The following is a 15,748-nucleotide window of genomic DNA, read 5'->3' as shown; positions in this document are numbered from 1 at the left end:
GGGCCAATACTAAATATTCGAATATAAAAATTCTTTTAATCTGACTTTATTTTTTTCAGAACGTTCATGGCAAGATTGTATCCTGGAAAGTTATTTGAACGTTCAATTGAAGCTTGTAAATATTTTTCAGCGGCCTTTAAATTTTTTGACTGATAATATGCAATCCCAAGATGATAAAGGATTATTGGATCATTAGGCAATAACTTGTGGGCTTTTTGAATCAGTTCAAATCCTTTTTTTGTTTTTTTAAGATTCAGGCTGATCCAACCGATTGCATCTATTGAATACGGATCTTTTGGAGAAAATGTTTTAAGTTTTTCAGAATATCGTGCTGCTTGAGATATAGTTTCTTTTTTTTCTGACAAGAGGATGATTAGCTTTGGATAGACACTCAAGATTTGTGGATTTATTTCTATGGCTTTTTGATAATTTTCTATGGCTTTTTCATTGTTGTCATCCATTTGGAAAGTATCTCCCAGAGCAGCATAAGCAGGGCCATAGGATGGATTGATATCAATAACTTTTTTAAAGGCATTCTCAGCATTTTTCAGGTCAAATGTTTTTAAATAAAGTTGCCCAAGCCCCATATGCGCTGAATATAGGTTTTTTTCCAATTTAAGCAATGCATTAAATGAACTGATACCATCCATGTTTGTATTTTGTACAGTTTCGCATAAGGCCTTGTAATAAAGGGCAAATCGATCCTGTGGGTTTTTTTTAAGCAGGGCCTGACTTGTTTTTAATGTTTTACCATACCAGCCGTTATAGAAAAAAAGTACCATCAAGTTTCGATTTTCTGCAAAAAAATCTCTATTTTTATTATTCGGCAGTGATAGAGTGTTGCTCTGTCTCAGCCCTGGGATCAGTTTGACCCCGGTTTCCATTTTCTGGAAAAAGGCTGGATCGTTTTTTCGCTGTAAAAAAATATGGGCAGAAAGAAAATCAATAAGATTAGCGGGTTCTCCGCCTTTTTCTGCCAGGCTTAATCCTTCTAAAGCCCTTATGAAATTGCCGTTAAGCTGCTCGATAATTATCATGGGCACAAAGCTTTTTCCCATATTAGGATTTATAGATATCGCTTTTATAAATTGGTCTTCGGCTTTTTTGTACTGTTTGAGTACCATGTAACACATGCCTGCATAATGGTGTGTCATGGCTGAGTTTTGTTGGGCGTCAAGGAAGTTGTTAATGTTGTTAACCGCTTCCTCGGTTTGGTTCAGGTTGCTGTGAGCAGCAGCCTTTATGTAAAAGGCAAGCGGGACATCTTTGTAAATATTTAAAATTTTATCCATAAGGGTTGCAGTCTCTTCATAAGCACCCATAACCAAAAGCTGTCTGCCTTTTTTAAGATATCCCTGCTTGACACCGGGCGTGTAATAGAGCATCTCCCTGATCTGTTTGTTGGCAAGCTCTTTTTTGTCGGTTTCCTGATAAATGGTTAGAAGCTGCCTTCGATAGAGCAAATTTTCAGGCTCAAGCGTAACAGCTTTTTCATAATATACTATTGCCTGTTCAACGTCTTTTAGCATCAGAAAAGCCCTGCCAAGTCCTGCCAGGGCAGGAACAAATTCAGGCTGAAATCGGATAACCTTTTCAAATATTGTGATAGCGGATTTATACTGTTTTTTTGTAAGAAACAGGCTGCCCTTGTAATATAAGGCAACCGGATGCTCAGGCTGCTTTTTCAAACTGGCTGCCAGGTGTTTTTCTGCTTTTTTAAGATTCCCTTCCTGGGCATTTATAATGGCGTTGATCAATTCAGGAAAAAAGATTTCCTGCTTATGATTTTTAAAAAACTTTAATTTTTTTCGGGCCTGTTCTTTCTGCCCTTTAAGTGCAAGAACAACCCCGGCAATCCCATGACCGGAAATGTTTTCAGGGTTTTGGGAAAGGGTGGCTTGGGCATACTCAAATGCTTGTTTAAGCCGTCCCTGCCTAAGCCGTTCAACGGCAATCGTAATGGCAAGGGTGTTGGAATCAATATATGGTTCCAGGGTTGAAAAATCATCTGTTGAGAATGAATCAGGTTGAACAATGCTGTCATTAACTATTTGGACACCCGAACATGGAACTGAATAAAAGATTAATACAATTAAGATGAAAAAAGTTTTTTTTCTTATCAGAAACATTTTAATTCCTTTCAAAGATGGTGAGTGATAGCAGCTATTTAGAACCTATGTTATCTGGAGTTGAGCTTTTTATAATATTAATAAAAATCGATACAACAGGAACTACAGGGAAAGCAGGCAGAAAATCGCCTGCTTTCCCTGTGTGAATAATCGGATAAAGTTAGTTCTTTTTTCTTCTTGAAATTCCGGCTATTCCCAGCAGTCCAAGTCCAAAAAGGAGCATGGTTGCAGGTTCTGGGATTATATTTTCCCCATTGCCACCTGGAATTGTAGTGCCTGCAAGGATATTGATGAACCAAGGGGTCGCCAGACCCGTCCCCCAAGAGGAATAGCCTGCCCAACTACCATTAGCGGCTTGGCTGCTAACAAGGCTTTCGCAATAATCTTCCCACCAGTTCCACCCGTGGGACGGGTTGTCCACATCGCCTGGATCGCCATGGAGATTGGTGATGGTGGTCATGTCATCACGGCCGATGGTCAAATCAAGGCCTTTGTAAATGGCCCACATGGCATATGGATGTCCAAAATTCCCGTCATAGCTGCCGCCTGAGCCTAATGACCATAGCCAACCACTGTTGATGTAAGCTAACGCTGCATCAACATTTGCATTGCCAACACCCAAACCCCGGAAAGCCTGTTCGATGAGCAGTGCGCCGGTCTCGTTCATCTCGCCATAGCGGGTGCCGTAATTGGTAGGATAATATCCAGCTCCTCCATCAGGATACTGGATATTGTTGATCCATTTGTCCAGTTCGGTTCCCACGAAGCCGGGGGTGGAGACGCCCATCTTGGAAGCGTATAGAGATGATATAACCGGCCACTGGGTGGTGGATTGATCGGAGTTGCCATAATTGGCATAGTATCTCCATCCTCCATCCATAGTGCCGGCGTTTTCAGTTTGACCAAAGGAAAAGTAGTCAATGGTGTTCTGTACCACGTCTTTATATGTCCATGCACCGCCTGCACCGGTTCCGTCGGTCCTGCCGGCCAATGGTCCTGTTGTTACCAGTGCATCCGGCGTCCCGGAAGAGGCGATGGCCGGAAGCACGAGCCCTGTGACATAGGTGTCACGACTATTAGTTACACCCGGATAAAACTTTACACCCACTCCGTTGCCGTCACCGTCCGGATTACCGTGCGTTTGTGGAGTGATACCAACCACATTGGCATTTTCCAGAAGATAGCTCAGGCCTTTGTCCACTACCGTCTGATATGCGGCTGCATTTGTGCCCCAGTTGTCTTTTTCCTCCAAAAAGGCAAGAAGAGCTGATCCGGTCTGGGATATCAAATAGTCTAATCCTCCACCGTCGAATGAACCATTGGCGTTTTGGGTTGTAGCGAGATAGGCTAAACCATTGTCGATAGCCGTCCTTTTTTCAGCTTCTGTTGCTGCCATTAAAATGGATGGCAGCAGCAAAGTAACTAAAAGTATTAATAAAAATTTTTTCATATTTCTTCCTTTTTTCAGTATATAAATATAATTTAAGTTTGTGAGATGGATATTATGAAATCAATATCCTTGTAACATTGCCTCATAAAGTTTTATTCACCTCCTTTCGTCATGAAAAATAATTCATAAAAAATTTTTATTAAAAAAAGTACAGAACTATTTAATTGCAACAGATAAAAATTTGATTTCGAATATGAGGAGGATCTGGTGGAAACATAATAGAGGGATGCAGGCAGAAAAGCAGCAGTTTATATAAAATATAAGCAATTTACGCGCCAATAAATCGTATTATTATAAAAACTTGATATCGTTGGCTATCTTCGATTTTATGGGTGTGGTGTGATGGGCAACCTGGTTTAATGTGAAAAAAAATACATAAAAATAGTAAAATTTTTACATAGACGTATTAAATAAAGCGAACAGGGTTTAGCGTAATAATAGTCTGAATAAGTACCAGGCCAAAATTAATCCGATATTTTTTTAGATGATTTGGTGTCTTTTATATTTTTTGGAATTATTTATGCTCTGGTACTTATAGGCAATTGCGTCCGTAAACGTTAAATTCGAAGAGTCTTATCACAACTAATACCTGGTAGATGGCTCACAAATTGTAATAAGCTTTGTTTTATTCCTTATTAATAAACCTTACGTTTGGAAAATCCTTTTCCAAGAACATTAAAGGTGTTTTCCGTAATCAAGAACGCATCCGGATCAATTGCAAAGGCAATCTCTTCAATTCGTTTGATCTGGAACGTATTGACAACCGTCAGGATGATATCTTTTTCCAGTCCGGAGTGGGCTCCTTCTCCTTTTATAAAAGTTACTCCCCGTTTGAGTTTGTTCATTATTTCATGTGAGATTTGTCTGGGATTGTTTGAAACAATAAAAATCATTTTTCTCTGGTTAAACAGGGTCATGAAATATTCAATCACCTGGGAGGATATATAACTCATGGCCATGGAGTATAAAATCAGATTTGTATCCATTTTACCAAAGGAAAAAAGGAATAAAACAAAATTAAAAACAAAATTGTATGTCCCGATACGGACGGCATATTTCTGGTTTAAAATAACGGAGATAATATCGTTGCCGCCAGCAGATCCAAGAGAGCGAAAGATAATGCCGGAACCTGCGCCGGTTAGCGTTCCGCCCGCTAATACGGCAAGCACAAGATCCTTGATGGGAAACTCAATCTGGATTAAATCAATGACAAGGGTCAGTACAATTGTTCCGTAGAGACTGTACAATAAAAATCGCCTGCTGATAAACAGCCATCCAAGAATAAATACAGGGATATTTAAAATCAAATACCAGGTGCCGGGTGTTAAAAAATTGGTGTAATAAAAAAGTAAAATTCCTGCACCTGAAAATCCGCCGGTAATCATTTGATTTGGAATCACAACGGCTTTGAGTCCGATACCAAAGATAATACTTCCCAGTGTGATTAAAAAAAGATTCCAGGGGATCAAATAGGTTAAGTTTTGTAATTTCATGTGATTGTCCTAATTTTTTGAAAATGCTTCTATTATTATTAAATGGATGAAAAAGCAATGTTTTTTTTGGGGTCAGACAACCTGGTTTTATTCTTTTTAAAAAAACACTTGCATAAATTTTCAAATTCGCTTATTTACTTTCGCCTGTTCAAAAAAAACAGAGCTTGCATCCGGTAAACCGTAAAATATTTCTTTGAGACAAAAGCTTGTATTTAAGATGAGGTTCAATTGTTGCCGTGTTACAACACGGGAAGACAAAATATTTTTTATATGAAAGTCTTCAAAAATCCAAACAGTGACTTTCCTGTTTTGTTGTGGGTGAATTTGAGCCAAAGACCAGGTCTGCCCGTAGCAGTTTGTAAGGAAAATCTAAATTTATGTTAACAGAACGTTAAAATGAGGAGAAATCATAAAATGAACAATAACGAATGCAGTATCTACAGTGGCGGACTGAAAGGTGCAGAAGAAACTTTTGGTAGATGCGCGGAAAAATATGGCATCAATGAAATTAATTTTTCATTTGAAGGTCACAGGCCCTCGCGGGATAAAAACATTACACTGCTGAGCGAAGAGGAACTGAAAAAAGGCAATATCAGCATGGAAATCGTTTCTGCGCGAATGGGAAGGCGATATTCACGGGCGGATAAGATCAGAAAAGTTTTTCAGGTTATCTTTCATATGGTTAACAAAGGGTATCAGGTGGTTGCAGTCGGTTGGATTCAATCTGATAAAACAGTTAAAGGCGGAACCGGCTGGGGGGTTGAACTTGCCAAATTTTTTAACAGACCTGTCAGTGTTTTTGATCAGGGAAAAAATGGGTGGTACACATGGAAAGGGGATGAATGGGTAGCGGATGAACCTGTGATTTCACATAAAACTTTTTGTGGTACAGGAACCAGAAATCTTTCCAAAGAAGGTGAAAAAGCGATTGAAGATCTTTTCAGCCGTTCCTTTACAGCATAAATCAACGTGTTTGGATCGGTAAAATTTTTTTGACAGACTTTGTAGAAAACGGTACACTCTTTTTCGTTTCTCCATTAAATTGAACGTGTATCGTTTTTTTTTTTTTGCGATTGCCTGTCAGTCATTAATTTTGATACCCAATTTTTATGGTGAAAGATCAATTTTTTAATGTTGCTTAATTATGATAAAGCCATGCTGTTCTAATCCCAATTTTTAGCTATTATGAATTAGGGGGTAAATATTGAAAAAAAAAGATCTTTATTCCAAAGAAGAAAAACTCTTTCAGGATAAAAATAAGATTTATTCCGCCCAGTCTGTAAAACAGATTGTTTACTCAACCGATGTCAGGGATTTTGGTCAGGTCGCCAAGAGCATTCCCTGTCAGGATGCCTGTCCTGCCCAAACAAATATTCCGGGCTATATCCGGTGCATTTATGAAAAACGATATGGCCGGGCCTATGAAATAAACCGCAGTGCCAATATCCTGCCTGGTGTTTTGGGAAGGATCTGCTCAAGGCCTTGTGAATCAGCCTGTCGCCATGGCGAACCGGATAATGGTCAAAGTGTGGGGATTTGTCATTTAAAACGATCCTGTGCCGACTTAAAACCTGCCTCCCATAGGATTATTGAGGCGCTTTATGCACCCACAGATAAAAAAGTTGTCATTATCGGCTCTGGTCCGGCAGGACTGGCAGCCGCTCATGATCTTGCCGGTCTGGGGCATAAGGTGGTGATCTTTGAAAGCATGGAAAAACCAGGTGGTATGCTGATGTACGGGATTCCAGAATTCAGGCTGCCACGGGATCTGCTCATGCTTGAAATCAAAAATATCCTCAGGCTGGGAGTTGAATTAAAAACAAATACGGCTGTCGGCACTGATATCTCCTTGGATCAGTTGAAAAAAGATTTTGATGCCGTTGTGGTGACAACAGGATGTGTAAGTCCGAGAAAACTTGATATTCCGGGTGAAGAACTTGAAAATGTTCACAACGGGCTTGAGTTTATGAAAGCGGTCAATGAAGGGCAAACACCCTTTGTGGGAGACAAGGTGGTGGTTATCGGAGCCGGGTTTACCGCTGTTGATTGTGCAAGATCCGCCCTTCGGCTTGGCAGCACCGATGTCAGCATTAATATCCGTAAAACCATTGAATATATGCGGATTGATGAGACTGAAAAACATGAAGCACAGTTTGAAGGCATTAAGACCTACAGCCTTGTCCAGCCCTCAAAAATTATAGGGATCGATAATAAGGTCACTGCCGTTGAATTTGTGCGAACCCGCATGGAAACAAGCGATACCCCGCCTTATCGAGTTTCTGTTCCCATAGAAAATTCCCGGTTTTTAATTCCTGCAGATTGTGTTATTGCAGCATTGGGTCAGACCCCGGATGGGAATATGGTTTCCCGCGATTTGGGCGGGCTGGATAAAAAGGGGCATAACACATCAATTGATGGAGTCTTTGCAGCAGGCGATTTTGTGACCGGCTCTTCTGATGTCATTTCCGCCATTGCAGGCGGCAGGAAATGTGCAAGAGCTGTTGATCAATATTTGATTGGTGAACAAAGAAAGCAGACCGTGGTCAGGCTTGAGAACCATGAAACAACAGACAGGCCGAGATCATATGATTTTATCGGCAAGGTCGGGATGAATACCCTTGATATGCAAGAAAGATTTTCCCAATCCACCAATGAGGTGGAAACAGGTTACAAGGATGATCAGGCCCGTGAAGAAGCCAAAAGATGTTATCTTTGCAATTTGAAATATGAGATTGATCCGCTGGTCTGTATCTATTGTTCGTTATGCATTGATGTGGCACCCAAAGACTGTATTAAAATGATCAAAGATGTACCGATCAATGCCGATGGCACTTATGGCACATACCTGGAAACAAAGGATTGGAACAAGGTTGTCTCCATAGCCATTGACAATGATAAATGTATCCGGTGCGGCAATTGCGTGGCTGTCTGCCCCATGGATTGCATCAGTGTGACAAAGACTGAACTCATTGAAATTGATACATAAAAATTGATACCTAAGTTTGGGGGAAAATCATGCCTTTCAAAGACCATTATGTGATCATTGGAAACGGACCTGCAGGAAATCATGCTGCCGCAATTTTGCGTGAAAATAATAAAGATGCCAGAATCACAATTATTTCCGATGAGTGTATTGCTTTTTATTATAAACCAAAGCTGACCCGGTTTATTGCCGGTGAGATCAACAAAGAAGAACTCATGGTAACATCCCTGGAATCCTATCGGAAAAAAAATATCAGGCTTCGGTGTGGGCAGGCAGTGGAAAGAATTGATCCGGATTCAAAAACTCTTTTTTTGCAGCACATGGAAAAAATCAGCTATTCCAGGCTCATCATTGCATCGGGAAGCCGGGCAAGGGTTCTGCCGTCCATGTCCCGTTATTCAGATCATTTGAAATTTGTCACCTCATATGCGGACGTGATTGAGTACAAAGAAAAAATTCAAAAAGCAAAGGATTTTTTTGTTTTCGGCGGTGATCTTGTGGGGTTTAAATTTTTAAGAATGTTGACTGACATGGGAAAAACCGTAACCGTCCTGATCTATCCCAATGCATTCTGGCCTTATAATTTAAACGATGCCATGCTGAAGCAGATCGTTGGAAGCCTTTCAAAATATACCTCAGATATTATTGTGAAAGATGATATATCAACAATTGATGCTCAAAACGGATCATACCGGGTAAAGACGCAAAAGGGGATTGAAAAAAATGTTGATATGGTGTTCTCGTTTAACGGTTTGAGCCCCAATATCGATTTTGCAAAAGGATCTGGGATTGATACGGATCACGGTATTCTTGTGGATGAATATTTAAGGACAAATATTGACGGTATTTATGCATGCGGATCATGTGCCCAGATTTACAACCGGGACATTCAAAGCTATACCGTCTCCATTGGATGGCCCAATGCCGTGGCCCAGGGAGAGACCGCAGCCTTGAACCTTCTGGGTGATCATAAGGTTGTCGAATCTACAGGCAGAAAATATTTTGATTTGGAAGGCGTAAAAATCAAGACCACCTGGTGGGAAGATATTGATGATGAGCTATAACGATAATGCGCAAACAAGGATCATAAATTCATGAAAGATATTAATATAGTTATTGAGATCTGCGGCAGTGCAGGAGAAGGAACCATTTCCGCCGGGGAAATATTGAGCAGGTTTATGAGCGGTCAGGGATTTGAGATCATGTCTTTTGATTCGTATCCTGCTGAAATCAGAGGGTTTGGAAAATGTGTGGCACATACACGGATCAGTTCCGACCCTATTTATTCTCCGGGAAAGTTTGCCGATGTTTTGATTTCCTTAAATGACAAACATTCCATATCCCAGCTGCCTTCGTTAAAGCAAACCGGTGTTTTGATATTTGACAGCCAGCCGCCCAGACCCCATGAGGAAGATACGAGTGTGGTGGGGTGGGCAAAACCCGGCATTGTTTCCTATGGTATTCCCTTGAATATGCTGGCCAATAAAGCAGCCGGAAATGCCAGGGGAATGAATATGGTTGCTCTTGGGGCGCTTGCCGCCCTTTTTTGTGTGGATAAAGACCGGTTTACCGATTCCATTAAAACGCGTTATGGAAAAAAGAAACAGGTTGTGATTGATTCCAATGTGAATTCTTTTCTGGAAGGATATGACTGGACAAAAGAGAATATTAAAAAAATTGATTCCTATTCTTTTGAAGATGTAAGATTGCCAGAGCAACAAGAAAAACTCATTATCAACGGCAATCAACTGGTGGCACAGGCTGCGCTGGATGCCAACCTCTGTTTTTATGCGGGATATCCTATCACTCCTGCCACAAAAATTATGGAAATCTTGAGCAAAGAATTGCCAAAACATGGGGGTGTCCTGCTGCAGACGGAAGATGAGATTTGTGCCATTGGTGCTGTCATTGGTGCCGGGTTTGGCGGTAAACGCGCCATGACAGGCACATCCGGGCCGGGGTTTGCTCTGATGACGGAGTTTACAGGATTGTCGGTTATGGCGGAAGTGCCGGCTGTTATTATTGACTCTCAGAGGGCGGGTCCGTCTACAGGAATGCCGACAAAGACTGAGCAGAGTGATTTTAATATTGCCGTATCAGGCGGGACAGGGGATTGCCCGAGGATTGTCCTTGCACCCACGGATACAAAGTCCTGTTATGATGCCACTGTCCTGGCGCTGTATTTTGCTGAAAAATATCAGACCCTTGTGGTGGTGCTGCTTGATTTTTTTCTGTCCAACAGTATCAAGAATATTGACAGGCCTCAAAAACCGTCTCAAAAATACCTGGATGCAAATATTGCCCCGGATAAAGAGGCGCTTAAAGACTATAAAAGGTACAAAATCACTGAAAACGGGATTTCACCTCGTGCAATTCCTGGTACGCCAGGAGGGATATTTTTTTCAACCGGGCTTGAACACAATGAATATGGCAGGCCTGATTACAGCCAGGCAGGTCACCTGAAGATGACCCAAAAACGGTTTGAAAAATTCAATGCAGTATTGTCGGAAGCGCCTGAACCCCAGATGTCGCTAAACGGTAAGGATGAGTTTGATATTGGAGTGATCTCCTGGGGGTCATCAGCCGGGGCTGCCCACGAGGCGGTCATGTCTGCTCAAAAGGAAGGGATCAATGCCGCAGCTTTCAGTTCCATGATGCTGTCGCCGTTTCCGGAAAAACTATTGCTGGAATTTTCAGGTAAATGTAAAAAAATTCTCATACCTGAATTGAATTTTTCAGGGCAGTTTGCCGGGTTTGCAACTCAAATTATTAAAAGACCTGTTGAAAGACTCAATTTTATTACCGGCCGTCCAATGGCTTCAGAGGATATTCTTCAAAAGATGAGGGAAATGTAATGGAACAGATCAGATCAGCATATTTGGATGAAAAATTAGACATGGTCAGAAAGGTTGATTTTTTACAATACAGGTCACCGGATCTGCCGACCTGGTGTCCGGGGTGCGGGTATTTCGGAATTGTTGATGCCTTGTACAGGGCCTGCCGGGAACTTGCATTGAAACAAGAAGATATTGTAACTGTCAGTGGTATAGGATGTTCCGGGAGAACCCCGATTTTTATTAACTCCTACGGGTTTCATACCCTTCATGGCAGGTCCATACCCGTGGCAACGGGATTGAAGCTTGCCAGGGAAGATCTGACCGTATTTGCTGTTGCAGGAGATGGAGATGCATTGGGAATCGGTGGCGGTCACCTGCCACATGTGGCACGGAAAAATATTAACATCACCTTTTTGTTGTTTGACAATTCCATTTACGGGCTGACCAAAGGCCAGTCGTCTTCAACAACCCCCTATGAAATGAGGACCAGTTCCCATCCTGTTGGAAATCCGGATACGCCGCTTAATCCCATCAAGCTTGCTCTGGCCTATGGCGCATCTTTTGTGGCAAGAGGATATGCTGGCAATCCCCAGGGGCTCAAGGAGATCATAAAAGAGGGTATCCTGCACCAGGGATTCAGTTTTATCCAGATTTTGACCCCCTGCGTGACATTTGACAAGGAAAACAGGACCTGGAAGAATCTGAAAGAAAATGTTTGTGATTTAAATATCCGCATTGATGACAAGAACATGGAGACAGCCATGCGGGCTGCTGAAAATGAACCTTATGGATGCGGGATCTTTTTCCAGGACAAGCAAAGACCCCATTACCAGGAGATCCTGCGGCACTTGAACCGTGATGATTAAGTGATGATTAACCCGAAATCTTCGGGCTATTGAACGCGGATCAGTCTTACTGCATCCATCCTGAGCCGGGATGTGTCCAGGTATTTTAAAAGAGACGCCATACGGTTCCGGGCAAGTTTGATTTCCGCTGTTCTTATATCGGGATTTATTTTTTGTAATTGCATAAGCCGGGTAATCTCTTTGCCAAGGATATCTTTTATCCGGTTTTGTCCTTTTTTTATCATCTTTTCACAATGATTTTCGGCAATTGAAACACTTTTTTCAATCATGGAAGGGATCAGTACCTGCTTTACCTGTTCCATGTCCATGAACCAGGTGCTTTGATTCTTTTTCAGTTTGCTTGAAAGACTTGTAAATTGATTGTCCAAACTGGTGTCACGGCCTTCATGATCCACAATAATGCGAATGGGATGGGGCATTAAATATCTTTCCATGTTCAAATTTCCGGGAGCAATACATTCCAGTATGAAAATTGTTTCCAGTAAAATCCCCGGACCTTGCTGCCCGTTTAAAAGAGCTGTTGCACAAGAACCTGTATCATTGGTGATAAAATATTCAAAGGTCTGTTGGACAAAAGGGTGATCCCAGGAGAAAAAATCAATATCATCCCTGGCAATGGCTGTTTTTCTGTTAAATGTCATTGCATTGGAAAGGCTTGTCAGTGCCGGGAATTTTTCGTCCGTCATGGTGGTTGAATTCAGTTTGAAGATGGTTTTGTCAATAAAATCAATTTCAATGCCATAATGATCCAGAACCATGGTCAAAAGATCGTCAAACGCATTGTTTTTTTCTGTCCGGGTGATATGGTCAATGATTTTTTTAGCAGATTCCGGTTTAAATGAATTCATTTCAAGCAGGATGTTTTTACCATGGGCAAGTTTTTTGTCCACTTTGATGCAATAGGCCTTTGTTTCTTCAATCAATTTTTCCAATACAAATGCTTTAACAGCAGCTGATTCTGCCGAGCGGCTGAAAAGGTCGAAAAGATTTGCTTTGAATTTTTCATAGATCAAATGACTTCCGTTGATGTTTCGGGCAAACAGGTTCAAGCCGTCCATATACCATCGTGCCAGGATTTCATAAACACTTCCAAGGATATAAGGTACATGAATTTGGATATCGCTTTTCTGGCCGATCCTGTCAACCCTTCCTATTCGCTGCTCTAAAAGTTCCGGGTTGTGAGGCAGGTCAAATAAGAACAGGTGATGCACAAACTGGAAATTTCTTCCCTCACTGCCGATTTCAGAACAGATAAGAATTCTTGCGCCGTCTTTTCTGGAAAACCAGGCAGCATTTCTGTCCCGCTGTAAAAGGCTCATGTTTTCATCAAATTTGGCCACATCAACAAAAATATGGTTTGCAACAGCTTTTGCAATGGCGTTTACCTTCTCTTTAGAACTGCAAATCACCAGGAGCTTCTTTTTTTGTTTGATCAATTCAACCAGGCAGGATATTCTTGGGTCATCCGAGAATACATGAGCTTTGGTCTCGTTGGTATCAAAAAATTCCCGGTTTGCAGCCTTTATTTGAGAGATTGTTGCCGCAAGGGGTTTTAAATGGGCCACGCGTTTGGGGAAATCTTTGATCACATCTCTTTTGTTTCTAAAAATTATCCGGCCGGGACCATAGGAATCAAGAATGTGATCCGTATTTTTCCTTTTTTTTATCAATTGTGTGACCGTATGGATGGTTTTTTTATACTGGCTGGTTTCATCAAGGTAGGTGTTAAAATCAAAATACCGTTCCGGATCAAGCAGTTGAAGATGAAGAAAATGATTTTTAATTCCCATCTGTTCCGGTGTGGCTGTCAGCAGCATCAAACCGAATGTTGTTCTGGCAAGTGTTTGAATAAATTCATAGGTTTTTTTATCGTCCGTAATATGGTGGGCCTCGTCAATGACAACCATGTCCCAACCCGCCTCAATGATTTGTGTCTGGCGTTTTTTGTTTTTAAGAAAATTTATGCTGACAATACCCAGTTGCCGGTTCAAAAAAGGATTTGTTCTTGAGCTTTCCTGTTCAAGGCTTTCGCACCAGTCTGCATCAAAGATCATGAAAGACAAATTGAATTTGCGGTACAATTCGATAAACCATTGGTGAACCAGGGATTCCGGGACAACAATCAATACCCTTTGCGCCCTGTGGGTTATGAGCAGTTTATGGAGAATCAGGCAGGCTTCGATGGTTTTACCCAGGCCTGTTTCATCGGAGAGCAAAACCCTTGGAATATACCGTGTGGTTACCTTGTCTGCAATAAAAAACTGGTGGGGGATCAGTTCCACCTTGCCACCCAGAAACCCTTTTACCATGGATGCGTCATAGTCAGCTTTGGCCTTTAACAGCCTGTACCTCAAATCAAACAGTTTGCTGGAATCTGTGATCCCGGCAAAAAGCCGGTCCTGGGGCATGGAAAATGAAATCGTATCACACAGCTCTTTTTCACAAACAATGGTGTCTTTTCCTGAATAATAGATTAGCCCTTCTGATTCCGACAGAGTTTGGACGATCAGTTTTGTATTGTCTTTGAATTGAATCTCATCTCCGGGTTTAAAAACAACGCGCTTTAGCGGTGCGGATTGGAGTGAATATTGCCGGGTGCAGTCACTTGAATCAAACCTAATGGATATTGTTCTGTCATTAACCTTAATAAGGGTTCCTAAACCCAGCTCAGGTTCTGCCTGGCTGATCCATCTCTGGCCTGTAATGAATTGATGCATTGGATAATCTTCTGTAGCTGTTTTTAAAAAGGATCATGTTATGCATGATTCAGGGCGGATTGTCAATTTGTTTGACATATGATTTTGCGCAGGATGTACAAATTATGTCAGGACTGTAAAAACAGGCAAAGTGGTCAGTGGGGGGATCTTTTCCCCCGCACTTTGTCTGTTGTTTTATCTATTGTTTCATTTTTCGCGCAGGATTGAAGCAATCAACTCATGGGGAAAGGGTTGGGATAGTTTTTTTGCAGCACTTGAAAGAGTTTTTTCCTGGGGGCTGTGGCCTGATCCGCTGAAAGCTATAATATTTTGATCGCTGAATTCAATCTGATAGCTGGGTCTGATACCCTTGCCTGTGGTTCCGAAACAGACCTTGGCATCTGAATCATTTCCCATATTGGCGAATAATTTTTTTAAAAACGCAGTTGACAGTTGACCCACACGTTCTTCATCCCAGATTATAGCGGTTTTTGTTCCTTTTTTTCCGGCTGCCCGTTTTTTTTCGGGTTTCAATTTGTCAATATAGGTTGCCAAAGCCCCAATTTTTACACTCAGATTTTTTACGGAACGCTTCTGGATTTCACCTTCAGCCTGGGGTTTCAGTGTATCCAGCTGGGTGGTTACCTCCTGGTAGCCTTCCTTTGAGGCTTCAAGCGCATTTTGTTCAATTAATACATTAATATTTTCGCATAACCGATTGATTTCCTGTCTGGATTCTCTAAATTTATTGGGGTCCATCTTTTCTCCTTGTCTTGAAAATTGATACACTCTTAAATCACTTAGCAGATGAAAAATCCTTCCGGCTTCAGGCAAACAACAAACGAAATTGATATAACCCATTCAACACTAAAATGCAGTGATCAAAGATTCTAAATATATTAAAAAAGCCTGGCATTTTTTCAGGTAAGCTGCCTTTTATGCAAACATACCACCAAACCGAATCTTTAAATTGTACACTGACTGAGCATAGAATTCAAGGGTTTATCAAAATGAGCCCGGAGCAAACACATTTGAATTGTATTGACTTCAAGTACTTTCATGAGATAAATGTTACCCCAAACTGCTTGCAGGCATTTTATCTTTATGCTCTTTTTCATGCTTTTTTTCTGTTTTAGGAGATTTCAAGCTATATGACGTTTTGATTGTCACAGTTTCAATCCTTGTTTTTCTGGATATGGTGTTCAGACATGCCTGTTGAATGTTTAAAAAAAGAAATGGAGGGTGTTTCAATCCTTGTTTTTCTGGATATGGTGTTCAGACTTATCGAACCGGA

10 protein-coding genes are annotated in these 15,748 nt (G+C 41.3%); 5 read left to right on the top strand and 5 right to left on the bottom strand.

Annotation, left to right across the window (positions count from 1 at the left end; all coding sequences use genetic code 11):
- Window positions 1–35 precede the first annotated feature (35 nt).
- From BLT94_RS13110 to BLT94_RS13100, 3 genes are all read right to left on the bottom strand, one after another.
- Complete coding sequence (locus tag BLT94_RS13110) at window positions 36–2,129, bottom strand: tetratricopeptide repeat protein (protein ID WP_092234881.1); 2,094 nt, start codon at window positions 2,127–2,129, stop codon at window positions 36–38.
- A 160-nt stretch (window positions 2,130–2,289) separates the two neighbouring features.
- A complete protein-coding gene (locus BLT94_RS13105) occupies window positions 2,290–3,579 on the bottom strand; it encodes a PEP-CTERM sorting domain-containing protein (RefSeq protein WP_092234878.1) in 1,290 nt (429 codons plus the stop codon).
- Window positions 3,580–4,214: 635 nt separating this feature from the next.
- Window positions 4,215–5,072, bottom strand: a complete 858-nt coding sequence (locus BLT94_RS13100; protein WP_014958335.1) for a YitT family protein — start codon at window positions 5,070–5,072, stop codon at window positions 4,215–4,217.
- Window positions 5,073–5,486: 414 nt separating this feature from the next.
- Between BLT94_RS13100 and BLT94_RS13095 the strand changes: the two genes are divergently transcribed.
- The 5 genes from BLT94_RS13095 to BLT94_RS13075 all read left to right on the top strand — a co-directional run bounded on the left by BLT94_RS13095 (window position 5,487) and on the right by BLT94_RS13075 (window position 11,758).
- Window positions 5,487–6,035: a hypothetical protein gene (locus tag BLT94_RS13095; protein ID WP_092234875.1), complete on the top strand. Its 549-nt coding sequence runs from the start codon at window positions 5,487–5,489 to the stop codon at window positions 6,033–6,035.
- 241 nt (window positions 6,036–6,276) lie between these two features.
- The gene (locus tag BLT94_RS13090) at window positions 6,277–8,058 is read left to right on the top strand and encodes an FAD-dependent oxidoreductase (RefSeq protein WP_014958333.1); all 1,782 of its coding nucleotides are present in this window, start codon (window positions 6,277–6,279) and stop codon (window positions 8,056–8,058) included.
- Between the two features lie 29 nt (window positions 8,059–8,087).
- Window positions 8,088–9,119 (top strand): NAD(P)/FAD-dependent oxidoreductase, encoded by a 1,032-nt coding sequence (locus BLT94_RS13085; protein WP_092234872.1) that lies wholly within the window; start codon window positions 8,088–8,090, stop codon window positions 9,117–9,119.
- A 30-nt stretch (window positions 9,120–9,149) separates the two neighbouring features.
- Complete coding sequence (locus tag BLT94_RS13080; RefSeq protein WP_092234869.1) at window positions 9,150–10,910, top strand: 2-oxoacid:acceptor oxidoreductase subunit alpha; 1,761 nt, start codon at window positions 9,150–9,152, stop codon at window positions 10,908–10,910.
- Window positions 10,910–11,758: a thiamine pyrophosphate-dependent enzyme gene (locus tag BLT94_RS13075; RefSeq protein WP_245743117.1), complete on the top strand. Its 849-nt coding sequence runs from the start codon at window positions 10,910–10,912 to the stop codon at window positions 11,756–11,758. Before BLT94_RS13080 ends, BLT94_RS13075 begins: the two co-directional genes overlap by 1 nt.
- Before the next feature lie 26 nt (window positions 11,759–11,784).
- On the opposite strand, the gene BLT94_RS13070 is transcribed toward BLT94_RS13075, so the two are convergent.
- The gene (locus tag BLT94_RS13070) at window positions 11,785–14,475 is read right to left on the bottom strand and encodes an SNF2-related protein (RefSeq protein WP_092234866.1); all 2,691 of its coding nucleotides are present in this window, start codon (window positions 14,473–14,475) and stop codon (window positions 11,785–11,787) included.
- Between the two features lie 186 nt (window positions 14,476–14,661).
- Window positions 14,662–15,213 carry a hypothetical protein gene (locus BLT94_RS13065; RefSeq protein ID WP_041279565.1) on the bottom strand — a complete coding sequence of 184 codons (552 nt, stop codon included), beginning with the start codon at window positions 15,211–15,213 and terminating at the stop codon, window positions 14,662–14,664.
- Window positions 15,214–15,748 lie beyond the last annotated feature (535 nt).

The sequence above is a fragment of the Desulfobacula phenolica genome, from assembly GCF_900105645.1.
Taxonomy (GTDB): Bacteria; Desulfobacterota; Desulfobacteria; order Desulfobacterales; family Desulfobacteraceae; genus Desulfobacula; species Desulfobacula toluolica.
This window is presented reverse-complemented; position numbering and strand designations above follow the sequence as displayed.